Raw genomic sequence first — 26,229 nt, 5'->3', positions numbered from 1 at the left:
GCGACGATTACGACGAGCGGGTCGGGTCGCGGGTCGCCGTGGCGCCGTTCCCGGCTTCCGTTCCCGCACCGCGGCCCGGCTCGCGAGCGGCGTCGTCCGCCGGGACCTCCGCGGCCCGCTCCTTCGGCGGGTCGAACCGGTAGCCCACGTTCCGCACCGTCCCGATGAGCTGCTCGTGCTCGGGCCCGAGCTTGGCGCGCAGGCGCCGCACGTGGACGTCCACGGTGCGCGTGCCGCCGTAGTAGTCGTAGCCCCAGACCTCCTGCAGGAGCTGGGCGCGCGTGAAGACCCGGCCGGGATGCTGCACCAGGTACTTCAGGAGCTCGAACTCCTTGTACGTCAGGTCGATCGGGCGCCCGCGCAGGCGGGCGGTGTAGCCGCCGGCGTCGATCGCGAGATCGCCCGCGGCGATCTCCTGCTGCGAGTCCTCGGCGGGACCGCGCGACGAGCGTTCGACGACGAGCCGCAGCCGCGCCTCGACCTCGGCCGGCGACGCGGAGTCCAGCAGCAGGTCGTCCGCGCCCCACTCGTGCGTCACGACGGTGAGCCCGCCCTCGGTGAGCACCAGCACCAGCGGGACCGTCAGGCCCGTGGCGTGCAGCAGCCGGCAGGTCGTGCGGGCCGCCACGAGATCGCGGCGCGCGTCGAGCAGGACGACGTCGGCGTCCGGGGCGTCCACGAGAGCCGAGGGTTCCATCGGGAGCACCCGCACCCGGTGCGACAGGAGCCCCAGGGCCGGGAGTACATCTGCAGATCCGCCGTTGGCGGGTGTGAGAATCAACAGCTCTGCCATCGACCCACCTCCTCTCGCCGTTCAGGGCACTGCGGAAGTCTGCCTTGTTGCTTGTTGCGTGCATGTTACACGGCTCATTCATGGAACACTCTGGTGCGTGTCAGTGTCATCCCGGGCCGTGACGACCGCCGTGCTCGCAGCCGCCGTGGCGGCCGGTGCCTACGTGGAACCCCGCCCGCTCGTCCTCATCGGGGTCGCTGCCCTGCTGGTGATCCTGGTGTCGCTCGGCTGGCCCCACATCCTGCGGCTGCCCGCCCCCGGGGGCTCGCGGCTGGTCGTCCTCATCGGCGGCCTGGGCGCCGCCGCCACGACCTGGTACACCCCCAGCGAACCCGTGCTGCGGTTCCTGCCCGCGATCATCGCGATCTCGATCGTGCTCGCGTTCGTCGCCGAGATGATGCGGCGCGACGGACGCCGGCAGCTGACCGAGTCCATCACCGGGACCACCGCCGGGATCGTCGTGGCGGTCTGCGCGTCGGGCTGGGTCGCCGCCGCGCGGACCGACGCCGGCCCGAATCTCGTGGCGACGGCCGCGGTCGCGCTGGCCGTCGCGGCCGCGAGCGCCGCGCTCCCGCTGAAGGGCTGGCGCGCGCTGGCGGTGGCCGTCGGCGCCGCGATCGTGACGGGCGCGGGCGTGGCGACGGTGCTGGCACCGGCCGTCGACACGGTGAGCGGCGCCTGGACCGGCGGCGTCACCGGGATCGTGGTGGGCGGCCTGCACCTGCTCCTGGAGCGCCTGCCCGCGCTGCGGGGCAAGCTCGCGGGGATCTCGGCGGCGACGGTGCCGGTCGCCGTGACGGGGATGTTCGTGTTCGTGGTGGGGCGGCTGGTGATCCTGTAGGGCCCGGCGGGCCGGCGTCAGTTCGGCCCGGCCGTCCGGACCAGCCGCGCCGCCGCCGTCGGGTCCTGTTCGCCGAGGTCCGACGACGGGCACCACCGCGCGACCGGGCACGCCCCGCACGCCGGGCGCATGGCGTGGCAGACGCGGCGGCCGTGCCACACCAGGTGGTGGCTCAGCATGGTCCAGTCCTTCCTCGGGAACAGCTCGCCGACGGCGTGCTCGACCTTGACCGGGTCGTCCTCGCCGGTGAGGCCGAGCCGGCGGGCGAGCCGGCCGAAGTGGGTGTCCACGGTGATCCCCGGCACGCCGAACGCGTTGCCCAGCACCACGTTGGCCGTCTTGCGGCCCACGCCCGGGAGGGTGACGAGGTCCTGGAGCCGGCCCGGGACCTCGCCGTCGTACCGTTCCTCGAGCGCCTTGCCGAGGCCGATGACGGCCTTGGCCTTGGCGCGGAAGAAGCCGAGCGGCCTCAGGATCTCCTCCAGGTCCTCGGGGTTCGCCTCGGCGTAGGAGGCGGCGTCCGGGTACCTCGCGAACAGCGTCGGCGTCGTCGCGTTGACGCGGACATCGGTGGTCTGGGCGCTCAGGACCGTGGCGACGAGGAGTTCCAGCGGCGTCGTGAAGTCGAGCTCGGCACGGGCGTCCGGGTAGGTCCCGGCCAGGACGCGGTCGATCCTGCGGGCGCGGCGGACCAGGCCGGTGCGCGTCTCGTCCGCGAACTTCTCGGCTCGCGTTCCCCGGGTGCCAGTCGCCATGCCTGCCAGGGTACGGGTCCGATTTCCGGTTTCGCGAAGCGGGCGGGTAGTTCCGGGCGGTTCCGGGAACCTGGCTGTCAGGGTCACCGCATAGGCTGGACGACGCTACGACGTCGTACCGCAGAAGCCTGGGGAGAGCACAGAATGCCGTACACCCATCACCTCCGCGTCCACAAGAGTGCGGAGCACCTCGCGCGGCCGGACCAGCTCGCGTGGAAGCTCGCGGAACTCGCGACCGACCCGGTCGCGCCCACGAGCGAGGTCACCGACATGGTGATCAACCGCGTGATCGACAACGCGTCGGTCGCGGCGGCCAGCCTGACGCGCGGGCCCGGCGCGGCCTCCCGCGCACAGGCCGAGGCGCACCCTTACACGCCGGGTTCCACGGTGTTCGGCCTGCCCGCCGGCCAGACCTTCAGCCCCGAGTGGGCGGCGTGGGCCAACGGCGTCGCCGTGCGTGAGCTCGACTTCCACGACACGTTCCTGGCCGCGGAGTACTCGCACCCGGGCGACAACATCCCGCCGGTCCTGGCCGTCGCGCAGCACGCGGGCCGCGACGGCGCGGCGCTGGTGCGCGGCATCGTCACCGGTTACGAGATCCAGGTGGACCTCGTCAAGGCGATCAGCCTGCACCAGCACAAGATCGACCACGTCGCGCACCTCGGCCCGTCGGCCGCGGCGGGCATCGGCACGATGCTCGGCCTCGACACGGAGACCGTGTTCCAGGCGATCGGCCAGGCGCTGCACACCACCACCGCGACGCGGCAGTCGCGCAAGGGCCAGATCTCCACGTGGAAGGCGCACGCCCCCGCGTTCGCGGGGAAGATCGCGGTCGAGTCGGTCGACCGCGCGATGCGCGGCCAGACCTCCCCCGAGCCGATCTACGAGGGCGAGGACGGCGTCATCGCGTGGCTGCTGGACGGCCCGGAGGGCGCGTACGACGTCGTCCTGCCGGGTCCGGGCGCGCCGCGCACCGGCATCCTCGACACGTACACCAAGGAGCACTCGGCCGAGTACCAGGCGCAGGCGATCATCGACATGGCGCGCGCGCTCGGCACCGAGCGGCCGGAGCTGCGCGACCCCGCGAACATCGCCTCGATCGTGCTGCACACCAGCCACCACACCCATTACGTCATCGGCTCGGGCGCGAACGACCCGCAGAAGTACGACCCGACGGCGTCGCGCGAGACGCTGGACCACTCGATCCCGTACATCTTCGCGGTCGCGCTGCAGGACGGCGCCTGGCACCACGTGGACTCGTACGCGCCGGAGCGGGCGCAGCGGCCGGACACGGTGGAGCTGTGGAAGAAGGTCACCACCACGGAGGACCCGGGGTGGACGCGGCGCTACCACTCGACGGACCCGGCCGAGAAGGCGTTCGGCGGGCGCGTGGTGATCACGACGACGTCGGGTGAGGTGGTCACGCGCGAGATCGCCGTCGCGGACGCGCACCCGCTCGGCGCCCGCCCGTTCGCCCGGGCCCAGTACGTGGCGAAGTTCCGCACGCTGGCCGACGGCGTCCTGGAGGACAAGGAGATCGACCGGTTCCTGGCGCTGGCCGAGCGGCTCCCGGAGCTGTCCGCGGCCGAGGTCCGGGAGCTGACGGTCGTCGCGCGGCCGGGGCTGCTCTCCGCGGCGCCCGCGCCGCGCGGTCTGTTCGACATCGAGGCCCGCTGATGCTGTTCAGCCGGGTGACGGCCGCCGAGAAGCGCCGGGCGTTCCGAGAGTCGCTCGCCTCGGGCGAGATCCTGCAGTTCCCGGGCGCGTTCAACCCGCTGTCCGCGCGCCTCGTCCAGGACAAGGGGTTCGACGGCGTGTACGTGTCCGGGGCGGTGCTGTCGGCGGACCTCGGGCTGCCGGACATCGGGCTCACGACGCTCACGGAGGTGGCCGGCCGGGCCGCGCAGATCGCGCGCGTCACCGACCTGCCCGCGCTGGTCGACGCCGACACCGGGTTCGGCGAGCCGATGAACGTGGCCCGGACGGTGCAGACGATGGAGGACGCGGGCGTCGTCGGCATGCACCTCGAGGACCAGGTGAACCCCAAGCGCTGCGGGCACCTGGACGGCAAGGAGGTCGTGGAGCTGGGCGAGGCGGTGCGCCGCGTGCGGGCCGCTGTCGACGGGCGCCGCGACCCGGACTTCCTCGTCATGGCGCGCACGGACGTGCGCGGCACGGAGCCGGGCGAGCGCGGGCTGAGGCTCGCGATCGACCGGGCCAGGGCCCTCGCCGACGCGGGGGCGGACGCGATCTTCCCCGAGGCCATGAACGATCTGTCGGAGTTCGAGGCCGTGGCGGCCGCGGTCGACGTACCGGTGCTCGCCAACATGACCGAGTTCGGCAAGTCGGAGCTGTTCACCGTGCGGCAGCTCGCGGACGCCGGGGCGCGCATCGTGATCTACCCGGTGACCCTGCTGCGCAGCGCGATGGGCGCCGCGGAACGCACCCTGGACACGCTGGTCGCGCACGGCACCCAGGCCGCCGCCGTCGGCGACATGCAGACGCGCGCACGGCTGTACGAGCTGACCGACTACGCGGGCTACAACCATTTCGACTCGTCGGTCTTCACCTACGAACCGGCGCAGAATCACACGCACTGATCCTGACCGGCCGCGGCAGCCGCCGTCGTCGGACAGGAACCTGGAACACCTCACGAAGGAGTGAAAGATGACCGCTACACCCACGAGCGAGATCCGCAAGGGACTGGCCGGCGTCGTCGCCGACACCAGCGCGATCTCCAAGGTGAACCCCGCGACCAACTCGCTGCTCTACCGCGGCTATCCCGTCCAGGACCTGGCGGCGCGCGTCAGCTTCGAGGAGGTCGCCTACCTGCTGTGGCACGGTGAGCTGCCGACGGCGGAGCAGCTGGCCGAGCAGACGCGCGCCGAGCGCGCGGCCCGCACCCTGCCGGACGACGTCAAGGCCGCGATCCTGGAGCTACCGACCGCCTGCCACCCGATGGACGTGTGCCGCACGGCCGTCTCGCAGCTCGGCGCGCACGACCCGCAGGCCGAGGACTCCTCGGTGGAGGCCGAGCTGGCGAAGGCGCTGCGGCTGTGGGCCGTGATGCCGTCCGTGGTGGCGCTGGACCAGCGCCGGCGGCGCGGGGAGCTGGGCGTCGAGCCGCGCGACGACCTCGGGTACTCCGCGAACTTCCTGTGGATGGCGTTCGGCGCCGAACCGGAGCCGGCCGTGGTGAAGGCGTTCGAGGCGTCGATGGTGCTGTACGCGGAGCACTCGTTCAACGCGTCGACGTTCACGGCGCGGGTGATCACGTCCACGCTGGCGGACATGCACTCGGCCGTGACCGGCGCGATCGGCGCGCTCAAGGGCCCGCTGCACGGCGGGGCGAACGAGGCGGTGCAGGAGACGTTCGAGGAGATCGGGTCCGCGGACCGCGCCGTCGCGTGGCTGGAGGACGCGCTGGCCTCGAAGAAGAAGATCATGGGCTTCGGGCATCGCGTGTACAAGAACGGCGACTCGCGCGTGCCGACCATGCGGTCCGTGCTGGGCGACATGGTGGAGCACTACGGCGAGCCCGGGGTGCTCGACCTGTACGACACCCTCGAGCAGGCGATGTTCGAGCGCAAGAACATCCGGCCGAACCTCGACTACCCCGCCGGCCCGGCCTACCACCTGATGGGGTTCGACACGAACATCTTCACGCCGCTGTTCGTGGCGTCGCGGATGACGGGCTGGACCGCGCACGTCATGGAGCAGCGAGCGGCGAACGCGCTGATCCGCCCCGTGTGCGAGTACAACGGCCCCGAACAGCGCGAGGTCCCCGGCTCCGCGCGGTAGGGCCTCCGGGCCCGGCGTCGCGACGGCCGGCGCGTCGCAGGGCCCGGCGCGGCGCGGCGTGGGGCCCGGCCCCGCGAGGCACGGCCGCGTGCCGGGTCCTGCCTCGGCGTGCGCCCCTGCGCCGGGCGGCACGCCGGGGTGCGGCAACACGCTCCGATCGTGGGTTTTCCCGGAGAGTGCGGCACACTGGGTACAGGTACAACACAACACACGGACGCGGGATGTCGCGTCGGCAACAGCCGCACGCGGCACCTGGGTCCCCGACGAGTGAGGACTCCACTGGTGGACGACGAGGTCGTACTCTCAGCACCCCTGTTCGCGGACATGGAGAGCGGTGAGTCGCGCGCGCTCTTCGAGTCGATGGTCCCGGTGGACCTCGTCCGCGGCGACGTTCTCTTCCGCGAGGGCGAGCCCGGGGACCGGCTCTACGTCATCGCGTCGGGCAAGATCAAACTCGGCCGCCGCTCGGCCGACGGCCGCGAGAACCTGCTGTCGATCCTCGGGCCGGGCGAGATGTTCGGCGAGCTCTCGCTGTTCGACCCGGGCCCCCGCACGGCGTCGGCGTCCTCCGTCTCGGACGCCCTGTGCTACGAGCTGCGGCACGAGGCCCTGGTGAAGTGGATCGGCGAGCACCCCTCGGTCTCGATGCAGCTGCTCGGCGCGCTCGCGCGGCGCCTGCGCCGCACCAACGAGACCCTGGCCGACCTGGTCTTCTCCGACGTGCCGGGGCGCGTCGCCAAGGCGCTGCTCGACCTGTCCGCCCGCTTCGGCGAGCCGAACGACGACGGCGTCCGCGTGGCCCACGACCTCACCCAGGAGGAGCTGGCCCAGCTCGTGGGTGCCTCCCGCGAGACCGTGAACAAGGCCCTGGCCGACTTCGCGACCCGCGGCTGGGTCCGCCGCGAGGGCCGCGCCGTGGTGCTGCTGGACATGGACCGCCTGGAGCGCCGCGCCCGCTGAGCCCGCCTGCTGAGATCGCCTGCTGAGATCGCCTGCTGACCAGGCACGATCGCCCGGACCACCAGCCGTACGGTCCGGGCCGTCGGGGTCCGGGCGGACTACCGCCGGGTCCAGGACCGCCGCGGCTCAGTCGACCTTGGCGGTGAGGGTGAGCAGGGTCGCCTCCGGGCGGCAGGCGAAGCGGAGCTGCCAGTAGGGAGAGGTACCCGCGCCGGCCGAGACGTGCAGCCAGGTGGAGCCCTCGCCGCCCTGGTCGTCGGGGCGCTTGCCCGGCCAGCCGTGGAGGCCCGAGGCGCGGCCGCGGTCGAGGTCGCAGTTGGTGACCAGGGCGCCGACCACCGGGAGGCAGAGCTGGCCGCCGTGGGTGTGGCCCGCGAAGATGAAGTCGACGCCGTCGTCGCGGAGCTGGTTGAGGACGCGGCGGTAGGGCGCGTGGACGACGCCGAGGCGCAGGACCGGGTCCTCGCCCGCGTCCGCCGGCTCCGGCTCCGCCCGCGGCTCCGGCATCACGTCGCGGTCCAGGTGCGGGTCGTCCATGCCGACCAGGTCGAGGACCCGGCCGTCGCGGAGGGTGATCCGGTCGCGGCGGTTGGTGAGGTCCGCCCAGCCCGCCTCCCGGAACGACTTCGCCAGCGACTCCGTGGGAAGCGGGACGAGATCGTCCCGCTTCTCGCGGGCGTCCGGCAGGAGGTAGCGCGCCGGGTTCTTGAACACGGGCGCGAAGTAGTCGTTCGAGCCCATGACGAACGCACCCGGGATCTCGGTCAGCGGGCCGAGCACGTCGAGCAGGGGCGCGAGCGAGCGCAGGTGCCCGAAGTTGTCACCGGTGTTGATGACGACGTCGGGCGAGTAACCGGCGAGCGACCGCACCCACTCCTGCTTGGTGCGCTGCCCGGGCGTGAGGTGCAGGTCGCTGACGTGCAGGATGCGGATCGGCCGCTCCCCCGGCGCCAGCACCGGCACCGAGAAGCGCCGCACCGTGAACAGCTTCGACTCGAGGTGGGCGTAGGCGATCCCCGCGGCGGCCGCACCGCCGACGGCGGCAAGCGTGGTCAGTGCGGTGCGTGCGCCCACGGATCAGCCGTCCTTCTTCTCGCCGCCGCCGGCGTTCCCGCCGCCGGTGTCGCCACCGCCCTCGGAGCCACCCTTGTCACCGCCGCCGTCCGGGTCGCCGCTGCTGCGGGGCGGCGGAGGCGGTGATCCGACCATCGCGGGATTCGGCGCGGCGAACGTGGCGGCGGGCAGTCCTGCCACCGCCTGATCCATGTACCTCCGCCAGGCCGGCGTGGCGACGGTGCCGCCGTACAGCGGTCCGGACTTCGCGTTGGGGTTGTACCACGAGGTGGCCGGGAGGTAGACGTTCCCGTGCGGGACGTTACCCCCCTCCTCACCCACCCAGACCGAGGTCGACAGATTGGGCGTGTACCCCGTGAACCAGCTCTGGGAGGCGCTCTGGGTCGTCCCGGTCTTTCCGGCGACCTGGCGGCCGTCGGCCAGGCCCTTGATGGGATAGGCGGTACCCCACGGCTGACCGGTGAACACCTTCTGCATCGCCCAGGCGACGGTGTTGGCGACGTCCGTCTCGATCGTCTTCTTGCACTCCGCGCCCGGCACGTCCATCTCCTTGCCGGACGCCTGGGTCACCTTCAGGATGGCGACCGGCTTGCAGTAGGTACCGCCGGTCGCGAAGGTCGCGAAGGCCGCCGCCTGGTTGACCGGCGTCGACGACTGGATCCCCAGGGTCATCGACGCGACGACGTCGATGTCGCTGGGCTTCGGCGTGTCGATCGTCCGGAACGAGGGAACCGCCGAGGTCATCGGGCGGAAGCCCACGTCGAAGGCGGTCTTCTGCACGTCGCAGAGGTTGAGCTGCTGCGACATGCGGGTGTAGACCGTGTTCAGGGACTGGAACGTCCCCTGGAGCACGCTCACCGTTCCGCTCGGCCCGCCCTCGACGTTCTGCACCGGATACGGCTGATGGGTGAAGTAGCTCTGGCAGCCGGACGCGTTGAAGGTCGTCTCGTAGGCGCTGAAGTTCGAGGCGCTGATGGGGTCGTAGAGCTGCCGCCCGCTGCGCAGCCATTCCGCGAGCACGAACGGCTTGAAGTTCGAGCCCACCTGGAAGCCGCGCGAGTTGCCGTGCAGGTAGTCCGCCGAGTAGTTCAGCGCCGTGTGCCCGGGAGCGGGTTCCGCGGCCGGGTCGTACGGAACGTTCTGCGCCATCGACTTGATGCGCCCGGTACCGGGTTCGACCGACGTGATCGCCGCCTCGAGCCCGTAACCGTTGCCTGCGGGGACCGCCGCGTTGATCGTCTCGTCGGCGGCCTTCTGCATCTTCACGTTGAGCGTGGTCACGATGTCGACACCGCCGCGGTACAGCAGTGCGTAGCGGTCGTCACGGGTCTTGCCGAACTCCTCGTGGAGCAGGAAGTCCTTGACCACGTAGTCGCAGAAGAAGGCCGAACCCGCGGGCGCCTCCTGGCAGCCGAGCTGCAGCTTGCGCGGCTTGAGCGTCTCCTTGATCGGGATGCTCTGCGCGTCCTTCATCTCGTCCTTCTCGATGTACCCGAGGGAGTACATCTTGTGGAGCACGAGATTCCGGCGCTCCTCGTTGCGCTCCGGGTTCTCGAGCGGATCGAACCCGCTCGGCTCCTTCGTGACGCCCGCGATCGTCGCCGCCTCGACGATGCTCAGATGCGCCGCGCTCTTGCTGAAGTAGCGCTGCGCGGCGACCTCCACGCCGTAGATGCTCTCGCCGAACTGAGCGATGTTGAGGTATCCCATGAGGATCTCCTCCTTGCTCATCTTCTTCTCGAGCGCGATCGCCAGCTTCGCCTCACGGAGCTTGCGCTGGATCGTCGACTCCCGCGCCTCGAGCACGCCGAACGGGTCCCGCTCCTTGAGCGCCTCCTCGATCAGCACGTTCTTCACGTACTGCTGCGTCAGCGTCGAGGCACCCTGCGTGTTGCCGCCCGTCGTGTTGCTCACGGCGGCACGCACCATGCCCTGCGGGTCGACCCCGTTGTGCTTCCAGAACCGCTCGTCCTCGATCGCCACCGCCGCGTGCTCCATGTGGTCGGAGATCTCGTCCAGCGGCTTCACGATCCGGTTCTGCTCGTAGATCCGTGCCAGCAGCGTCTTGCCGTCGCTCGCGAAGATCCGCGACTGCTCGGCCAGCGGGGACGGTTCCAGCTCCGCCGGCACCTCCTCGAACAGTTCCACGCCCGAGTCCACCGTGGTGTCCATCCCGGCGGCCAGGGGGATCAGCATCCCCGCGCCGATGAGCCCGCCGGCCCCCGCGACCAGGACAAAGGCGAGAAGAAGAGCGACGAGCTGGGTGGCGGGGATCTTGCGGGTGATCCGCCGCTCGGGTTCCACGGGGTGAGCCGACGACATGCCCTCAGGGTAGTGCGCGCCCCTGACATCGCACCCTCATCCGGACCCTGGCGGTGTGCGGGTCGTGTGTACGGTGCGAGCACCCCGGCCGGGCTACGATCCTCAGCATGGCTACCACGTGGGAGTACTCGACGATCCCCCTCCTGATCCACAACACCAAGGCCGTCCTCGACCAGTGGGGCGCCGACGGCTGGGAGCTCGTCCAGGTCGTGCCGGGCCCGGACGGCACCGGGCTCGTCGCCTACCTCAAGCGCCCGACGGGCGAGAAGTGAGCGAGACTCCCGGGGCCGCCGGCCCCGAGGCACGGCTCGCCGCCCTCGGCATCACGCTGCCCGACGTCGTCCCGCCCGTCGCCTCGTACGTCCCCGCGGTCCGCGCCGGACAGTACGTGTACACGTCGGGCCAGCTCCCGATGGCCGACGGCGCCCTCCTGGCGACGGGCAAGGTCGGCACCGGCGCAGGGCTCGTGGACCCGGAACTGGCGAAGGACCTCGCCCGTACCTGCGCGCTGAACGCCCTGGCGGCGGTCCGCTCGCTCACGGGCAGCCTCGACACCGTCGCACGCGTGGTGAAGGTGGTCGGCTTCGTCGCGAGCGACCCGTCGTTCACCGCCCAGCCGGCCGTGATCAACGGCGCGAGCGACGTCCTCGGCGAGATCTTCGGCGAACCCCACGCCCGCTCCGCGGTCGGCGTCGCCGTCCTCCCGCTGGACGCCCCGGTCGAGGTGGAGATCACCGTCGAACTGGCCTGAACCCGGCGCCGGCCGGACGTGATCCGGCTCACCGGTTATTCGGTTTCGTGCCTGGCCCTCGGGTCGGCTATGCTGAGCAGGCTTCCGCAGCCCCAGGGCACGTGGACGGCACATCGGGGTGTGGCGCAGCTTGGTAGCGCGCTTCGTTCGGGACGAAGAGGTCGCAGGTTCAAATCCTGTCACCCCGACCCGCAGAAGGGCTCTCTGACCAGTAGAAATACTGGGTCAGGGAGCCTTTCGCGTTGCCGCCGGAGCCGGTTCCCCGGCCACGCGACCCCTCCCACCGCACACCGCGCCGCCCGCCGTGAGAACCTGGACCGGCCCACACGCGATCCAGGAGGCCGCGATGGAACCGATCGTTCTGGTAGGCGGTGGCCTGGCGAGCGCCCGGGCCGCCGAGACGCTGCGCGACGAGGGGTACGACGGCGACGTCGTCGTCGTGACCGCCGAACCGCACCACCCGTACGAGCGACCGCCCCTGAGCAAGGACCTGCTGCGCGGGGACGCGGAACGCGACGTCGTCTTCCCGCTCGACGGGACCTGGTACGGCAGGCACGACGTCGAGGTGCGACGCGGAACCCTCGCCGTCGGCCTCGACCCCGCCGCGCACACGCTCACGTTCGCCGACGGCGGCAGCCTGGCCTACTCGCGGTGCCTGATCGCGACCGGCTCCTCGCCGCGGTCGCTCGACATCCCCGGCACCGACCTCGGCGGCGTGCACTACCTGCGCACCCTCGACGACTGCGACCGCCTCTCGCAGGTGCTGCTCGACGCGTCGCTCGAGGGCTCGGGCCGGATCGCCGTGATCGGCGACGGCTGGATCGGGCTGGAGGTCGCGGCGTCGGCGCGGACGCTGGGGCTGGAGGCCACGGTCATCGGGCGCGGGGCCGTGCCGCTGGGCCGGGTGCTCGGCGCGGAGATGGGCGAGCTCTTCGCCGGCCTGCACACCGAGCGCGGTACCCGGGTGATCCGGAACACCGACGCCGTGCGCATCCTGGGGGCGGACTCCCGGGTGACCGGCGTCCAGCTGCCGGACGGCACGCGGGTGGACGCCGACATCGTCGTCATCGGCGTCGGCGCGACGCCGAACGTCGGGCTGGCCGAGGTCGCGGGCCTGGACCTCCGCTCGGGCGAGCTGGGCGGAGGCATCGCCGTGGACGGCACGCTCAGCACCTCGCACCCCGACGTGTTCGCCGCGGGCGACGTCGCGAGCATCCCGTCGCCGCACTACGGCAGGCCGCTGCGCGTCGAGCACTGGGCGGGCGCCAGCGACGGCGGCACGCACGCCGCCCGCGCGATGCTCGGGAACCGCGCGCCGTACGACAGCCTGCCGTTCTTCTACACGGATCAGTACGACCTCGGCATGGAGTACATCGGCTGGGTCGGCCCGGGCGACGGAACCGGCAGCGGTTCCGGGGGCGGGCAGGGCAGGGTCACCCGCGACGGGTACGACGACGTCGTCGTGGCGGGGTCGGTCGCGAAGCGTGAGCTGGTGGCGTTCTGGGTGCTCGACGGGCGCGTGCGTGCCGGGATGGCGGTCAACGTCTGGGAGCAGGTGGACCGGATCAAGGAGCTGATCCTGTCCGGGCGCCAGGTGCCGCGCGAGGAACTGGAGGGATTCACCGCGGCGTGACGGTACGCCGAGGAAAGGGCGGGGAAAGCCGTCACCGCGTCGTCATCCGGTCGCGAACGTCACATGAACACTCCGCCCACATGGCGGATCCGGCTGGACACGACGCGCGGGCGCGGCGTAGCTTCGTGGACGTGAACATCCGTTGGTATCAGCGCTTTACGTCGGCTCCTGGTGGAGCCTGGCGCGCTGACGCCTGATCACATCCACCGGAGCCGCAAGAGGGCCTAGGACACCGACCGTGTCCAGGCCCTTCGTCATTCCAGACGGGCCGCTCCGGACACGAGGCGGTGGCGGAACCCGCCTGGGCACAGGTCAGCACCGATCAGTACAGCCCAGCCCTGCCGAGCACCATCGAGACCTCAGGAGATCCGATCCCATGAGCACGCCCGCCACCGAACCCGCCCTCGATCCCGCCGACCGGTCCGTCCCGGCCGAGGTGCGCGCCCGCACGTCCGACCTCCGCGTCCGCGCGCTGGAGCCACTGCCCGCACCGGCCGACGTCCTGGCCGAGATGCCGCTGGGCACCAGCTACGGCGACCTGGTGGCCACGTCCCGCCGGGAGGTGCGTGACGTCCTGACCGGAGCCGACGACCGGCTGCTGACCATCGTGGGCCCGTGCAGCGTCCACGACCCTGTCGCCGCCCTGGACTACGCGGGCCGGCTCGCCAGGACCGCCCGCGAGCTCGCCGACGACCTGCTGATCGTGATGCGGGTCTACTTCGAGAAGCCCCGCACCACCGTCGGCTGGAAGGGCCTCATCAACGACCCGCACCTGGACGGCACGCACGACGTGAACCACGGGCTGCGCCTGTCGCGGGAGGTGCTGCTCGGCGTGCTGGACGCCGGGGTGCCCGCCGCGTGCGAGTTCCTCGAACCCACCAGCCCGCAGTACATCGCGGACGCCGTGACCTGGGGCGCCATCGGCGCCCGCAACGTCGAGTCCCAGGTCCACCGGCAGCTCGCGTCGGGCCTGTCCATGCCCGTCGGGTTCAAGAACGCCACGGACGGGAACGTCAAGATCGCGGTCGACGGCTGCGTCACCGCCGCGAGCGAGCACACGTTCTTCGGGATGGACTCCGCGGGCCGCGCGGCGGCCGTGGAGACCTCCGGCAACCCCGACTGTCACATCATCCTGCGCGGCGGCCGCGGCGGCCCGAACTACCACCAGGACGACATCACCGCGGCCCTGGAGGTGGCGCGCAAGAGCGGGCTCGGCGGCGCCGTGGAGCACGGCCTCGTCGTGGACGCCAGCCACGGCAACTCCGGCAAGGACCACCTGCGCCAGGCCGAGGTCGTCACCGAGATCGCCGCCCGCCTCGCCGACGGCGAACAGGGCATCACCGGCCTGATGATGGAGTCCTTCCTCGAACCCGGAGCCCAGCAGCCCGGACCCCTGGACACCCTCACCTACGGCCAGTCCGTCACCGACAAGTGCATGGACTGGACCACCACCGACAACCTCCTGCACACCCTCGCCCAGGCCGTCCGCACCCGCCGCGGCGCCTGAGCGAGCTCCGGTCGAATCCACGAGCTGCCGCATCCCGGCCGTCCGGGGTGCGGCAGCTCGCGGACCCGGCGGCGTCAGTCCCGGGCGTACCGGGTCACGAAGTTGCGCAGGATGCGCATCGGCTCCGTGACCGGGACGGTGCGGCAGTGCTCCACCACGGCGGCGGCCTCTTCGGGCGGGAAGTAGCCGTAGCTCTTGTACACCTCGACCCGCAGTTCGATGCCCGCGAAGTCCAGCTCCGGGTGGAACTGCGTCGCGTAGAGGTTCTGCTTCACGCGGAACATCTGGATCGGGCAGCCCGCGGACGCCGCCAGCAGGACGGCGTCGTCGGGCAGCTTGCGTACCGCCTCCTTGTGGCCGACGTACGCGGCGAACGACGGCGGCAGGCCCCGCAGCAGCGGATCCGCGGCCGCCTCCGGCTGCAGCTCGATCGTCACCGGCCCGGGCGCCTCGCCGAACGTCCGGTCGATCTCGGCGCCGCGGTGCGCGCCGAGCGTCCCCACGCCGTAGCAGGCGCCGAGGAACGGGAAGTCCTCGGCCACGACCCGGTCCAGCAGCGCGAAGATCTCCGTCTCCACGCGCCGCTGTGCCGCGGACTTCATCACGGGCGGGTCGGAGTAGTTGAACGGGCCGCCCCCGGTGATGACCGCGGAGTAGTCGCCCAGGTCGACCTCGCCGAGCGACCGCTCCTCCATCCGGACGCGGTGCAACCGGCCGGGGTCGAGGCCGCCGTAGTCCAGGAACGCCTGGTACTCGGCGTCGGCGGCCTCGTCCTCGGCCCGCGTCGCGAGCAGCAGGAACGGCTTCATGCCCCGAAGCGTAGAGAGTGCGCGGTGCACCCGCACCGCCGGGGACGACGCCGCCCCGCCGGGGGATCAGGTCCAGCGGAACAGCCGGACCCCCAGCGGGAACAGCACGGCCGTCCACGCGGCCATCACCAGCACCTGGGTCAGCGGGAAGGCGTCACCGAACCACCCCGCCAGCATGCCCTGCGCGGCGGCTCCGACCGGGGTGTACTTCGAGACCTCCTGCATCCAGTCCGGCATCACCGGCAGCGGCACCCACACGCCGGAGAACAGCAGCGACGGGAAGTACAGCAGCATCCCGAGGCCGCTCGCCGCGGTGGCGCGCTCCGCCCAGGCGGCCACGAGCAGCCCGAGCGAGAACATCGCCGTCGTCGCCAGCACGAAGCAGAGCAGGACGGTCGCCGGGTCGACGGCGAACGGCACGCCCAGGATCGTCACGGCTCCCACCACGGCGGCGGCACCCGCCACCACCAGCGCCACGACGTTGATCACCAGGTGCACCCCGATCAGCCGCCGCGGCGGCATGGGCGTGGTGGCCAGCCGGCGCAGCACGCCCTTCTCCCGGAACGTCGCGAACTGCACCGGCATGGTGGTCAGGGAGATCGTCGCGACGGCCAGCCCCAGCACGGTCGGCACCCACGCGGTGACGGCGGGTGCCGAGTCCCACGGGAGCGCCGGGTCGTCGATCGGCTCCCCGAACGAGGGAATGAGCAGCCCGAGCGCGACGAGGATCAGCGCGGGAAAGACCAGCGCGAAGAACACCCCCGCCGGATCCCGCAGCCACACCCGGGTCTCGACCCGCAGCAGGGTTCCTACGGCGCTCATGCCGCGACCTCCTGGTCCTCGGTCTCGTCCGCCCGGTACCTCCGGCCGGTCACCTGCACGAACACGTCCTCCAGACTGCGCTGCACGGTGCGGACGTCGTCGGGGACGACGTCGGCCGCGGCGAGTTCGCGCACGACGGCGAACAGCACCTTGCGCGTCCCGGTCACCTCGATCTCGCCGCCGTGCGCACCAGCGACCCCGCCCGCGGCCGCTGGTGCGAGGGTCACCCCCGCCACGTCGTCGTCCCGTTCGGCGAGCTCCGTCAGCAGCCGGAACGCGACCCGGCGGGCGTCGTCGCCGGCGAACCGGAGGCGGACCGCGCGTCCGCCGCCCAGCCCGTCCGTGAGCTCCGCGGGCGTGCCCTCCGCCACCACGATGCCCCCGTCGATCACGACGAGCCGGTCGCAGAGCCGCTCGGCCTCGTCCATGAAGTGGGTGACCAGCAGGATCGTCACGCCGGACGCCCGGACCCGTTCGATCAGGTCCCACGTGGCGCGGCGGGCGGACGGGTCGAGGCCCGTGGTGAGCTCGTCGAGGATCGCCACCTGGGGCTTCCCGACCAGGGCGAGAGCGATCGACAGCCGCTGCTTCTGCCCGCCGGACAGCTTGCGGAACCGCTGCGTGCGGTGCGCGGTGAGGTCGAGCAGGTCCAGGAGCTCGGCCGGGTCGGCGGGATCGGCGTAGAACGACGCGAAGACGTCGAGCGCCTCGGCCACCGTGATGTTGTCGTGGAGCGCGGCCTCCTGCAGCTGCACGCCGACGTGCTCCCGGATGGAACCGGGGTCCGCCTGCGGGTCGTGGCCGAGCACGCGGACGGTGCCGCCGTCGGCCGGTCGCAGGCCCGCGAGGCATTCCACCGTGGTCGTCTTCCCGGCCCCGTTGGGGCCGAGGATCCCGAAGATCTCGCCGCGCCGGACCTGGAAGGACACGTCGGCCACGGCGGTCCTGGGTGCCGCACCCTGGACGGGGTAGGACTTGCGCAGGTGCGCGACGTCGACGACGACGGGTGCGCCGCCGGGTGCCTCGTGGTGCGCCATTCCATGTCCTCCTGCCGGGCTCATGCGGGGTTCTGCTTCACGGGAAGGTCGCCGAGCAGCTGTCGCACCACGAGGTAGACGGCGACGGCCAGGACGCCGAGCGCCCCGAGGCTGACGGCGACCGGCATCGGGCCGGTCATGCCGAGCAGGCCCTCCGCGAGCGCCGTGGCCGGGCCCGCGTACAGGGCGATGTCGGCGATCAGCGCGGGGATGCCGAGCAGCAGGCACAGCGCGAGTCCGAGCCAGGGGCCCAGCCGCGTGAACCCGGCGGCCACGGCGGTGCCGAGCAGGAAGTAGATCAGCGTGACGAGCCCTTCGCCCACCAGGTTCACGCCGAAGGTGACGGGTCCCGTGCCGCCGGAGATGCCGAGGCTGCGGTGCCAGTCCCAGCCGATGAGGCCCCAGACGAGCTGCTCGGCCAGGTAGAGCACGGCGATGACGAGCCCGAAGATCAGCCCGGTCCACGCCGCGCCGCGGGCCAGCCCGTGCAGCAGGGCGCGCCGGGTGCCCCCGGCCGCGAGGTGCGGGCGGATCAGCGCCATCGGGAGGATGACCCCGAGGGAGAACCCGAACCAGCGCACGCTGCCCAGCACGTACTCGACGGTGCTGCCCTCGAGCGCGCCGAGGCGCCACTGGAGCACGGCGACGAGCACGGCGGCGAACGCCAGGATCGGCCAGTACCACACGCCGACGACCCGTACGGCGGTCACGACCCGTCTCTCCACGGCCCGGACGCCCGCCCGGTGCGTGCGGGCGCGGCGGGCCTCCAGCGTCTGCGCGACGGCGTTCATCGGCGGGCCTCCTTCCGGGTCAGGTGGACGAACAGGCTTTCCAGGCCGACGCCGCCGACGGTCACGCCCTCGGCGGCCGCGGCCCGCGCGGCGTCGTCGGGCATCGTGCCGAGGACGGTGACCATGGCGGTGGCGCCGAGCTCCTGCCGGTCGAGCACCTCCCGGCCGTGCGTCAGGCGGTCGACGGCGGACGCCGGGCCGGTGAGGGCCGTGGCGCGCGAGCGGAGCTCGTCGGCGGGTTCGGCGAGGAGGACCCGGCCGGCGTCGACCAGCACGACGTGCTCGAACAGCCGCTCCGTCTCCGCGACCAGGTGGCTGGACAGGATGATGGTGCGGGGATGGGCCGCGTAGTCCGCGAGCAACGCGTCGTAGAAGGCGTGGCGCGTGGGCGTGTCCATCCCGAGGTACACCTCGTCGAAGATGGTCAGCGGCGCGCGGGAGGCCAGGCCGATCGTGGCGGCCAGCGCGGACCGTTTGCCGCGGGACAGCGCGGCGGGCTTCTTGCGGACGGGGATCTCGAACAGGTCGAGGAGCTCGGCGGCGCGGCCGGCGTCCCACTCGGGGCGCAGGTCCGCGTAGTACGCGAGGGTGTCCGCGCACTTCTGGTCGGCGAACACGTCGCCGCCGTCCTGCACGAACTGGACTGCGGACGTCAGCGCGGCGTCCTCCCACGGATCGCGCAGGTCTCCGCCCGCCCCGACGACGACGCTGCCGTGCGTCGGGCGGCGGAACGCGGCGAGCAGGCCGAGCATCGTGGACTTGCCGGCCCCGTTGCGGCCGAGCAGGCCGGTGATCTGGCCCGCGGGGATGTCGCAGGTGATCCCGTCGAGGGCGGTGGCGCCCGGGGTGCGGTGCACGGCCCCGTTCGCGTCGGCGCTCCAGGAGCGGGGGTAGGTGACGGTGACGTTCTCGAAGCGCGCGCCGAACGGCGGCAGGGCGGTCATGAGCGGGCCTCTTCCGGGGGGTGGGGGTCGGCGGCGGGCTTCCGGCGGTCGCGGATGTAGCCGACGACGTCGTCGAGCGGGATGCCCAGGACCTCCGCCTGGGCCAGGGCCGGGGCGAGCACCTTGTCGAAGTAGTCCTCGCGGTGGCTGGACCGCAGCCGCTCGCGGGCGCCGGGGGCGACGAACATGCCGAGGCCCCGGCGCTTGTAGAGCACCTGCTCGTCGACCAGCAGGCCGAACGCCTTCTGGGCGGTGGCGGGGTTGATGCGGAAGGTGGTGGCGAACTGGGTGGTGGACATGACCTGGTCCTCCTCGGCGAGCTCACCGGAGAGCACCTGCGCGCGGATCAGCTGAGCGATCTGCAGGTAGATCGGCTCGGGACCGTCGAACACGGCGACCCTCCTCTCGTCTTGGTCGTCCGGGTGGGGGTTCTTCGGTTCAGGGGTTCATTACCTGAGTAATGAACCACAGACCTGGGTCCGCGCGCAAGTGCTTTCACGACCCGGGCAGCAGGACGCCGGGGTGGCCGGCCCCGCAGGACCAGCCACCCCGGCGTTCGACGAGGTACGCCCGTTACACCTCGGCGGACTCCAGCGTGTCGAGCTCCGCCAGGTCGTGCGCCACCAGCTCCGCGATCTGGATCGTGTTGAGCGCGGCTCCCTTGCGCAGGTTGTCGTTCGAGACGAACATGACCAGGCCGCGCCCGTCGGGCACCGACTGGTCCTGCCGGATCCGGCCCACGAAGGACGGGTCCGCGCCGGCGGCGGCGAGCGGCGTCGGCACGTCCGCCAGCGCGACGCCCGGCGCCCCGTCGAGCAGTTCCCGCGCCTTCTCCGGCGTGATCGGCCGCGCGAACTCGGCGTGGATCGCCAGCGAGTGGCCCGTGAAGACCGGCACCCGCACGCAGGTCCCCGCCACCGCGAGGTCCGGCAGCCCGAGGATCTTGCGCGACTCGTTGCGGAGCTTCTGCTCCTCGTCGGTCTCGCCCGAACCGTCGTCGACCAGGTTGCCCGCGAGCGGCATCACGTTGAACGCGACCGGCGCCACGTAGACCTCCGGGTCGCCGAGGTCCACGGCCCCGCCGTCGTGCACCAGGCCCTCGAGGCCGTCGCCCGCCGCGACGGCCGCGCGCGCCTGCCCGGCGAGTTCCGCGACGCCCTTCAGCCCGGACCCGGAGACGGCCTGGTAGGTGGCGACCTTGAGCCGCTCGAGCCCGGCGGCGTCGGCCAGCGGCTTGAGCACCGGCATCGCGGCCATCGTGGTGCAGTTCGGGTTGGCGATGATGCCCTTGGCGGCGTCGCTGACGGCGCCGGGGTTCACCTCGGAGACGACGAGCGGGACCTCGGGGTCGAGCCGCCAGGCCGAGGAGTTGTCGACGACGACGGCGCCCGCCTCCGCGAACCGCGGCGCGTGCTCGCGCGACGTGCCGCCGCCGGCGGAGAACAGCGCGATGTCGATGTCGGAGAGGTCTTCCGTCGCGGTGTCCGCGGTGTTCTCGACGGGCACCTCGACGCCGGCGAAGTCCAGCGTGGTCCCGGCGGACCGCGCCGAGGCGAACAGCCGGAGCTCCTTCACGGGGAACCCGCGCTCGATCAGCAGGCGGCGCATGACGCCGCCCACCTGCCCGGTCGCACCGACGATCGCGACGTTCACACCCTGCTCGGAGATCATGGCCATCCCGCTCACCGCCCCGTTCCGGCGTAGACGACGGCCTCGCCGTCGGAGGAGTCGAGCCCGAACGCGGTGTGCACCGCGCGGACGGCGTCGTCCAGCGAGTCGGCCCGCGTGACGATCGAGATGCGGATCTCGGAGGTCGAGATCATCTCGATGTTGATGCCCGCGTCACGCACGGCGCCGAAGAGCCGCGCGGAGACGCCAGGGTTGGACTTCATGCCGGCGCCCACGAGCGACAGCTTGCCGATCTGGTCGTCGAACTCGAGGGCCTCGTAGCCTACCTCGTCCTTCACGTTCCGCAGCGCGGCGAGCGCGTCGGGGCCGTGGCCCTCGGGCAGCGTGAACGAGATGTCCGTGCGGCCGGTCGCGGCCGCGGACACGTTCTGCACGATCATGTCGATGTTCGCGCCGGACGCGGCGACGACCTCGAAGATCCGCGCGGCCATACCCGGCTTGTCCGGGACGCCGACGACGGTGATCTTCGCCTCCGACCGGTCGTGTGCCACGCCGGAGATCAGCGGGTCTTCCATGGCGTTCTCCTCCTGCTGTGCGCCGTGCTCGGCGGTGCCGTCCGGGGCGTTGGGGTCGATCGGGTCTCCGAAGGTGCCGGACACGACGGTGCCCGGGGCGCCGCTGAACGACGACCGGACGTGCAGCCGGACGCCGTACCGCCGCGCGTACTCGACGGCCCGCAGCGCCAGGACCTTCGCGCCGGACGCGGCCATCTCCAGCATCTCCTCGTAGGTGATGCGGTCGATCTTGCGCGCCGTCGGGACGATCCGGGGGTCCGCGGTGAACACGCCGTCGACGTCGGTGTAGATCTCGCAGACGTCCGCGTTCAGGCCCGCCGCCAGCGCGACCGCCGTCGTGTCGGAGCCGCCGCGGCCGAGGGTCGTGACGTCGTTGGTCGCGCTGTTGACGCCCTGGAAGCCGGCCACGATCGCGACCTGCCCCTTCTCGATCGTCCCGAAGATGCGTTCCGGGACGACGTCGACGATGCGCGCCTTGCCGTGGGCGGCGTCGGTGATCACGCCGGCCTGCGAGCCCGTGAACGACTTCGCCTTGATGCCCAGGTTGTTGATCGCCATCGCGAGCAGCGACATCGAGATCCGCTCGCCGGCGGTCAGGAGGATGTCCAGCTCGCGCTGCGGCGGGAGGGGAGTGATCTGCGCGGCCAGCTCGAGGAGCTCGTCGGTGGTGTCGCCCATCGCGGAGACCACCACGACGACGTCGTTCCCGGCTCGCTTGGCCTCGGCGATGCGCTTGGCCACCCGCTTGACGCTCTTCGCGTCAGCGACCGAGCTGCCGCCGTATTTCTGCACGACAAGTGCCATGTGCCTGCTTCCTGTGACCGGCCTCCGTCTGTCTCAACGGCCCGCCGGGAGCGGTCTGCTTGCGCGGTCAGGGTACGACGACGGTCATGGCGCGGCCAGGAGATTCCAGCCCTTGGTCATGGGCTTGCGTGGTCGCGGCGGTCTCCGGCCGCCGCGGCGACGTCACCGGCCGTTCAGGTACGACGACGCCACGTCCCAGCCCAGCCGCAGGATGAGCACGGCGACCACGGCGACGAAGACGACGCGCACGAACCTCGATCCCTTGGCCACCGCCATGCGGGCGCCGAGGTAGGCGCCCACGAGATTGGCCGCGCCCAGGCCGAGACCCAGCTGCCAGATCACGTGACCGGCCGGGACGAAGAAGATCAGGGCGCCGAGGTTCGTGGCGAAGTTGACGATCTTCGCGATGGCCGACGCCGGGAGGAACGAGTAGCCCAGCACGCTCACCAGGGAGATCACCAGGAACGTGCCGGTTCCGGGGCCGAGCAGGCCGTCGTAGCCGCCGATCAGCAGGCCCAGCGCGGCGGCGATCCGGCGGTGGCCGTTGCCGACCCAGCGCAGGTCGTCGTACTCGCCGAGCCTCGGCCTGGCGAGCGTGAAGATCAGCACGCCCGCCAGCACCGCGAGGATCACGGGCTTGAACAGCTCGGCGGGGATCAGGGTGGCGAGGGCCGCGCCGGCGACCGCGCCGCCGAGGGCGGCGACCGCCATCGGCCCGGCGGTCCGCAGGTCCGGCCCGACGCGCCGGTAGTAGGTGACCGACGACGTCGCCGTGCCGACGATGCTGCCCAGCTTGTTCGTGGCGAGCGCCTGGACGGGTGAGATCCCCGGGACCAGGAGCAGCGCGGGGAGCTGGATCAGCCCGCCCCCGCCCACGACGGCATCGACCCAGCCGGCGCACAGGCCGGCGAGCAGCAGGAGGACCACGGTCCACGCGTCGAGTTGCACTGCATCGATCTCCACCACTGTCGCATTCTCTCCCGCTTCTCCCCCGCGCCCGCCCCCTGGTTGTCAGTCGCTCCACGTAGGGTGAGCCACGTGTACGAAGGTGCGGTCCAGGATCTGATCGACGAGCTCGGGCGGCTGCCCGGGGTCGGCCCGAAGAGCGCGCAGCGGATCGCGTTCCATCTGCTCGCCTCGGAGAACCACGAGGTGAAGCGGCTCGTCGACGCGCTGGTCGAGGTGAAGCGGCGCGTCCAGTTCTGCGAGCTGTGCGGCAACGTCGCCGAGGCCGAGCGCTGCCGCATCTGCTCGGACCCGCGCCGCAGCGACGAGGTGATCTGCGTCGTGGAGGAGCCCAAGGACGTCGTCGCCGTCGAGCGCACGCGCGAGTTCCGTGGCAGATATCACGTGCTGGGCGGGGCGATCAACCCGATCGAGAACGTCGGCCCCGACGACCTGCGGATCAAGGAGCTCATGTCGCGCCTCGCGGACGGCGTCGTGCAGGAGGTCATCATCGCCACGGACCCCAACGTCGAGGGCGAGGCGACGGCAACCTATCTTTCCAGACTGCTCGGATCGATGGAAATCACTGTCTCGAGGCTGGCCTCCGGGCTGCCGGTCGGTGGAGACTTGGAGTACGCCGACGAGGTCACCCTCGGGCGCGCCTTCGAAGGCCGGCGGATCGTCGGCCGCTGACCAGGGAGTGAGAACGATGAGCGAGATCGCCCAGGACTCCGACCTCCGGGAGGTCGCTGACCAGGCGTCGGCCCAGGCCCGGACCTTCCTCTCGACCCTGACCCGCGTCGCGTCCGGCTCGATCCCGGGGGCGGAGCTGTCGCTCCTGCTGCTGGCCACGAGCGACCTGCTCGCCGTGGGCGCCCGGCTCGCGGCGATCGTCGACGTCGTCCCCGCCGAGCGGTACGAGCCCGACGCCGGGCCGGAGACCGACATGGACCCGCTGCGCATCGCCCTGTCGCAGCTGATGGACGGCTTCGACGACTACCTCGAGGTCTCCGACCCGATGCTCGGCGAGGAGGTCGGCCCGGCCAGCCTCTCCGGGGACCTCGCCTGCGTCGCGGAGGCCGTCGCGAAGGGCCTGCAGCACTACGACACCGGCCACGAGCTCGAGGCCCTGTGGTGGTGGCAGTTCAGCTACTTCTCCCTGTGGGGCGAGCGTGCGGCGTCGGCCCTGCGCGTGCTCCAGTCGGTGCTGGCGCACCTCCGCCTCGACGTCGACGACGACGTCGCCGCCGAGGCGGAGTACGACGCGCTGCACGCGTAGGGCCGGGCGCCGGGCACGCGGGTCAGGCGACCCGCGTGCCCCGCGGCAGTTCGCGCGCCGGGATCCGCAGCCGACCGACGGCGACGACGACGCCGCCGACGCCCAGCAGCAGGTTCATCCCGAGGCCCCAGGGCCAGGCCATCTGGTCGGTGAGCTGCGGCTCCCGGGGGCCGTTCGGATCGAGCCCGTCGGCGGAATCCGAGATCCAGCACTCGTTCCGCTCGGCTCCCTCGTCCGTCATCAGCCACCGCACGCCGTACTGCAGCGCACCGAGCGGGCTCAGGCCGTCCGGCTCCTCCATGCCGTCGGGGCCCTGCTCCAACGGCTGCGCGTCCGCGACCAGCACGAACGGGTTCGGCGCGAGCATCCACCAGGTGAGCTCGTGGTGCCAGACCTCCTCCGTGCGGGTCTCCCACTCGCAGTCCTCGCTCAAGCCGGAAGCCGTGTCGTACGAGGTCGCCGTCCAGACGCGCACCTGTTCGGTCGTCGTGGTCAGCGGCGCCAGCAGCCCGAACAGGATCGGCAGCACGGCGGTGATCGTCCCGATGGTCAGGTAGGTCAGCACCGCGGACGCCGAGGGCTTCGTCACCAGGGCGGAGAAGCCGAGCCCGATCGCGCAGACGATCCCGAGCACCACCGCGAGCATGAGAAGCGTGCCCACGAGCGAGAGGGCCGACACCCCGCCGGCCGCCAGCGCCCACAGGACGAACGGCACGCTCACGACGAGGAAGGACAGCGCCGCGATCCACGCCGCCGCCAGCTTGCCGAGCACGATCTCCGCCGGGCTGAGCAACGTGACCTGCAACGTCGCCAGCGTTCCCGCGTTCCGGTCACCGTTGATCGATCCGGAGGACAGCGTCGGTGCCACCAGCAGGCCGAGGAACAGCACGAAGCACACGACGATGCCGTAGATCATGCCGCCGAGGTCACCGTCCCCGGTGACCGCCGGATCCCTGAGCGCCCACGTCGTCAGCCCCGTGATCACCCCGACCGCCACGACCCACAGCCCGAGCGCCGTGCGCCACCGCGTCGACCGGATCCGCTGCCGCAGCTCCAGGCGCGTCATCGTCCTCAGGCCGTGCCAGGACACGGACCAGTCGCCACGTCCGGCAGCGCCGGGCGCCGTCGCTCCCGTCGGCGCGGGCGCACCCGCGTCCGTCGTCGTCCCCGTCATCGCCGTTCCTCCTCGAGCGCCAGGTACTTCTGCTCCAGCACGCCGCCCGCGGGGGCGAGGCTCACCACGTCGACCTCCGCACGCACCGCGTCGCCCAGCAGCCGCGCGGCGGCCGCGTCGTCGGCGAGCGGGACGAGCACGGCCCGGGCGTCGTCGGGCATGACCTCGAACGTGACGTCGGTGCCCTCGAGGAACGTGATCAGGGCGTCCCGGTCCAGGGCCGTCATGCGCCACCGGCGGGTGCGTCCCGCCGATTCCACGGACTCCTCCGCGACCGTGCGGCCCCTCGAGATGAAGACGGCGTCGTCGGCCATCTCGTCGAGCTCGGTCAGGACGTGCGACGACACCAGGACCGTCTTGCCCTGGGCCGCGAGCTGCCGCACGAGCACGCGCAGGTCGACGCGCGAGCGCGGGTCGAGGCCCGAGGCGGGCTCGTCGAGCAGCAGCACGTCCGGGTCGTGGACGAGCGCCCGCGCCAGGCCGAGCCGCTGCTTCTGCCCGCGGGACAGCACGTGGGCCGGCTGGTCGGCGAGCTCGCCCAGGTGGACCAGCCCGAGAAGCTCCGCGGCCCGGGCCTCGCCGTCCGCCGGGGACATCCGGTAGGCGGCCGCGACCGTCGTCAGGACCTCACGCGCCGTGAGCGAGTCCCAGGTGCCGAACACGTCCGGCATCCACCCGGTACGGGACCGGGCCTGGTAGGCGTGCGTGGCCGGGTCGACGCCGGCCACGCTGATGCCGCCCGCGTCGGGCAGCAGGAGCCCGGCGAGCATGAGCAGCAGCGTCGTCTTGCCGGAGCCGTTCGGCCCGATGAGGGCGGTCACGCGTCCGGGCTCGGCCGCGAGGTCGACGCCGGCCACGGCCTGCACGCTCCCGAACGACCGTCGCACGCCGTGCGCCGTGATTCCTGAGGACATGCTCCGGACCGTACCGCCAGTCACTGACATCAACCAGGAAAGTAGCGGGCGAATCTTCGGGCGCGCGGA

At 72.1% G+C, this 26,229-nt stretch carries 26 protein-coding genes and 1 tRNA gene; 12 read left to right on the top strand and 15 right to left on the bottom strand.

Features of this window, described 5'->3' with window-relative positions; genetic code table 11:
* Nucleotides 1-7: 7 nt before the first annotated feature.
* A complete protein-coding gene (locus tag ABD208_RS08015; RefSeq protein WP_344101367.1) occupies nucleotides 8-793 on the bottom strand; it encodes a winged helix-turn-helix transcriptional regulator in 786 nt (261 codons plus the stop codon).
* A 97-nt stretch (nucleotides 794-890) separates the two neighbouring features.
* On the opposite strand from ABD208_RS08015, the gene ABD208_RS08010 reads away from it, so the two are divergent.
* Nucleotides 891-1,634, top strand: a complete 744-nt coding sequence (locus tag ABD208_RS08010) for a hypothetical protein (RefSeq protein ID WP_344101365.1) — start codon at nucleotides 891-893, stop codon at nucleotides 1,632-1,634.
* Nucleotides 1,635-1,651: 17 nt separating this feature from the next.
* Here ABD208_RS08010 and nth read toward each other — a convergent pair whose 3' ends face one another.
* Entirely contained in the window at nucleotides 1,652-2,389 is a 738-nt protein-coding gene (nth, locus tag ABD208_RS08005) for an endonuclease III (RefSeq protein WP_344101363.1), read from the bottom strand.
* A gap of 144 nt (nucleotides 2,390-2,533) precedes the next feature.
* Between nth and ABD208_RS08000 the strand changes: the two genes are divergently transcribed.
* The 4 genes from ABD208_RS08000 (at nucleotide 2,534) to ABD208_RS07985 (ending at nucleotide 7,150) form a co-directional block, all read left to right on the top strand.
* The gene (locus ABD208_RS08000; protein ID WP_344101361.1) at nucleotides 2,534-4,066 is read left to right on the top strand and encodes an MmgE/PrpD family protein; all 1,533 of its coding nucleotides are present in this window, start codon (nucleotides 2,534-2,536) and stop codon (nucleotides 4,064-4,066) included.
* Nucleotides 4,066-4,989 carry a methylisocitrate lyase gene (prpB, locus tag ABD208_RS07995; RefSeq protein WP_344101359.1) on the top strand — a complete coding sequence of 308 codons (924 nt, stop codon included), beginning with the start codon at nucleotides 4,066-4,068 and terminating at the stop codon, nucleotides 4,987-4,989. Before ABD208_RS08000 ends, prpB begins: the two co-directional genes overlap by 1 nt.
* Before the next feature lie 67 nt (nucleotides 4,990-5,056).
* Nucleotides 5,057-6,190, top strand: coding sequence for a bifunctional 2-methylcitrate synthase/citrate synthase (locus ABD208_RS07990; protein WP_344101357.1), 1,134 nt, complete (start codon nucleotides 5,057-5,059; stop codon nucleotides 6,188-6,190).
* A 282-nt stretch (nucleotides 6,191-6,472) separates the two neighbouring features.
* Nucleotides 6,473-7,150, top strand: coding sequence for a Crp/Fnr family transcriptional regulator (locus tag ABD208_RS07985; protein ID WP_344101355.1), 678 nt, complete (start codon nucleotides 6,473-6,475; stop codon nucleotides 7,148-7,150).
* 126 nt (nucleotides 7,151-7,276) lie between these two features.
* On the opposite strand, the gene ABD208_RS07980 is transcribed toward ABD208_RS07985, so the two are convergent.
* Nucleotides 7,277-8,224 (bottom strand): metallophosphoesterase, encoded by a 948-nt coding sequence (locus tag ABD208_RS07980; RefSeq protein ID WP_344101353.1) that lies wholly within the window; start codon nucleotides 8,222-8,224, stop codon nucleotides 7,277-7,279.
* Nucleotides 8,225-8,227: 3 nt separating this feature from the next.
* Entirely contained in the window at nucleotides 8,228-10,546 is a 2,319-nt protein-coding gene (locus ABD208_RS07975; protein WP_344101351.1) for a transglycosylase domain-containing protein, read from the bottom strand.
* A 107-nt stretch (nucleotides 10,547-10,653) separates the two neighbouring features.
* Between ABD208_RS07975 and sp36 the strand changes: the two genes are divergently transcribed.
* The 5 genes from sp36 (at nucleotide 10,654) to ABD208_RS07950 (ending at nucleotide 14,437) form a co-directional block, all read left to right on the top strand.
* A complete protein-coding gene (gene sp36 / locus ABD208_RS07970; RefSeq protein ID WP_344101349.1) occupies nucleotides 10,654-10,818 on the top strand; it encodes a Sp36 family protein in 165 nt (54 codons plus the stop codon).
* The gene (locus ABD208_RS07965; protein ID WP_344101347.1) at nucleotides 10,815-11,297 is read left to right on the top strand and encodes a RidA family protein; all 483 of its coding nucleotides are present in this window, start codon (nucleotides 10,815-10,817) and stop codon (nucleotides 11,295-11,297) included. Before sp36 ends, ABD208_RS07965 begins: the two co-directional genes overlap by 4 nt.
* 114 nt (nucleotides 11,298-11,411) lie before the next feature.
* Nucleotides 11,412-11,485 (top strand) — tRNA-Pro (locus ABD208_RS07960).
* A 158-nt stretch (nucleotides 11,486-11,643) separates the two neighbouring features.
* Nucleotides 11,644-12,930, top strand: coding sequence for an NAD(P)/FAD-dependent oxidoreductase (locus ABD208_RS07955; protein ID WP_344101345.1), 1,287 nt, complete (start codon nucleotides 11,644-11,646; stop codon nucleotides 12,928-12,930).
* Between the two features lie 376 nt (nucleotides 12,931-13,306).
* Nucleotides 13,307-14,437, top strand: coding sequence for a 3-deoxy-7-phosphoheptulonate synthase (locus ABD208_RS07950; RefSeq protein ID WP_344101343.1), 1,131 nt, complete (start codon nucleotides 13,307-13,309; stop codon nucleotides 14,435-14,437).
* Nucleotides 14,438-14,511: 74 nt separating this feature from the next.
* On the opposite strand, the gene ABD208_RS07945 is transcribed toward ABD208_RS07950, so the two are convergent.
* The 9 genes from ABD208_RS07945 to ABD208_RS07905 all read right to left on the bottom strand — a co-directional run bounded on the left by ABD208_RS07945 (nucleotide 14,512) and on the right by ABD208_RS07905 (nucleotide 22,811).
* Nucleotides 14,512-15,246: a glutamine amidotransferase gene (locus ABD208_RS07945; RefSeq protein ID WP_344101341.1), complete on the bottom strand. Its 735-nt coding sequence runs from the start codon at nucleotides 15,244-15,246 to the stop codon at nucleotides 14,512-14,514.
* A gap of 66 nt (nucleotides 15,247-15,312) precedes the next feature.
* A complete protein-coding gene (locus tag ABD208_RS07940; protein ID WP_344101339.1) occupies nucleotides 15,313-16,068 on the bottom strand; it encodes an ABC transporter permease in 756 nt (251 codons plus the stop codon).
* Nucleotides 16,065-17,105, bottom strand: coding sequence for an ABC transporter ATP-binding protein (locus ABD208_RS07935; RefSeq protein ID WP_344101337.1), 1,041 nt, complete (start codon nucleotides 17,103-17,105; stop codon nucleotides 16,065-16,067). The genes ABD208_RS07940 and ABD208_RS07935 overlap by 4 nt, the downstream gene beginning before the upstream one ends.
* Before the next feature lie 20 nt (nucleotides 17,106-17,125).
* Nucleotides 17,126-17,896 carry a hypothetical protein gene (locus tag ABD208_RS07930; RefSeq protein WP_344101335.1) on the bottom strand — a complete coding sequence of 257 codons (771 nt, stop codon included), beginning with the start codon at nucleotides 17,894-17,896 and terminating at the stop codon, nucleotides 17,126-17,128.
* The gene (locus ABD208_RS07925) at nucleotides 17,893-18,840 is read right to left on the bottom strand and encodes an ATP-binding cassette domain-containing protein (protein WP_344101333.1); all 948 of its coding nucleotides are present in this window, start codon (nucleotides 18,838-18,840) and stop codon (nucleotides 17,893-17,895) included. Before ABD208_RS07925 ends, ABD208_RS07930 begins: the two co-directional genes overlap by 4 nt.
* The gene (locus tag ABD208_RS07920; protein ID WP_344101332.1) at nucleotides 18,837-19,232 is read right to left on the bottom strand and encodes a GntR family transcriptional regulator; all 396 of its coding nucleotides are present in this window, start codon (nucleotides 19,230-19,232) and stop codon (nucleotides 18,837-18,839) included. The genes ABD208_RS07925 and ABD208_RS07920 overlap by 4 nt, the downstream gene beginning before the upstream one ends.
* 181 nt (nucleotides 19,233-19,413) lie before the next feature.
* Nucleotides 19,414-20,517: an aspartate-semialdehyde dehydrogenase gene (locus ABD208_RS07915; protein WP_344101330.1), complete on the bottom strand. Its 1,104-nt coding sequence runs from the start codon at nucleotides 20,515-20,517 to the stop codon at nucleotides 19,414-19,416.
* A 5-nt stretch (nucleotides 20,518-20,522) separates the two neighbouring features.
* Nucleotides 20,523-21,848, bottom strand: a complete 1,326-nt coding sequence (locus ABD208_RS07910) for an aspartate kinase (RefSeq protein WP_344101328.1) — start codon at nucleotides 21,846-21,848, stop codon at nucleotides 20,523-20,525.
* A 162-nt stretch (nucleotides 21,849-22,010) separates the two neighbouring features.
* Complete coding sequence (locus ABD208_RS07905; protein ID WP_344101326.1) at nucleotides 22,011-22,811, bottom strand: TSUP family transporter; 801 nt, start codon at nucleotides 22,809-22,811, stop codon at nucleotides 22,011-22,013.
* 75 nt (nucleotides 22,812-22,886) lie between these two features.
* On the opposite strand from ABD208_RS07905, the gene recR reads away from it, so the two are divergent.
* Nucleotides 22,887-23,486, top strand: coding sequence for a recombination mediator RecR (gene recR, locus ABD208_RS07900; RefSeq protein WP_344101324.1), 600 nt, complete (start codon nucleotides 22,887-22,889; stop codon nucleotides 23,484-23,486).
* A 16-nt stretch (nucleotides 23,487-23,502) separates the two neighbouring features.
* On the top strand, nucleotides 23,503-24,072 hold the full coding sequence (locus ABD208_RS07895; RefSeq protein WP_344101322.1) for a DUF5063 domain-containing protein: 570 nt from the start codon (nucleotides 23,503-23,505) through the stop codon (nucleotides 24,070-24,072).
* A gap of 22 nt (nucleotides 24,073-24,094) precedes the next feature.
* Here the strand turns inward: ABD208_RS07895 and ABD208_RS07890 are convergent, their stop codons facing one another.
* Nucleotides 24,095-25,246 carry an ABC transporter permease gene (locus ABD208_RS07890; protein WP_344101320.1) on the bottom strand — a complete coding sequence of 384 codons (1,152 nt, stop codon included), beginning with the start codon at nucleotides 25,244-25,246 and terminating at the stop codon, nucleotides 24,095-24,097.
* Nucleotides 25,243-26,160, bottom strand: coding sequence for an ABC transporter ATP-binding protein (locus tag ABD208_RS07885; RefSeq protein ID WP_344101318.1), 918 nt, complete (start codon nucleotides 26,158-26,160; stop codon nucleotides 25,243-25,245). The genes ABD208_RS07890 and ABD208_RS07885 overlap by 4 nt, the downstream gene beginning before the upstream one ends.
* Nucleotides 26,161-26,229: the final 69 nt, after the last annotated feature.

This window comes from Myceligenerans crystallogenes, from assembly GCF_039529775.1.
Classification (GTDB): domain Bacteria; phylum Actinomycetota; class Actinomycetes; order Actinomycetales; family Cellulomonadaceae; genus Myceligenerans; species Myceligenerans crystallogenes.
Note: the sequence above shows the minus strand (reverse complement) of the source record. Positions and strands in the feature narration are given on the sequence as shown.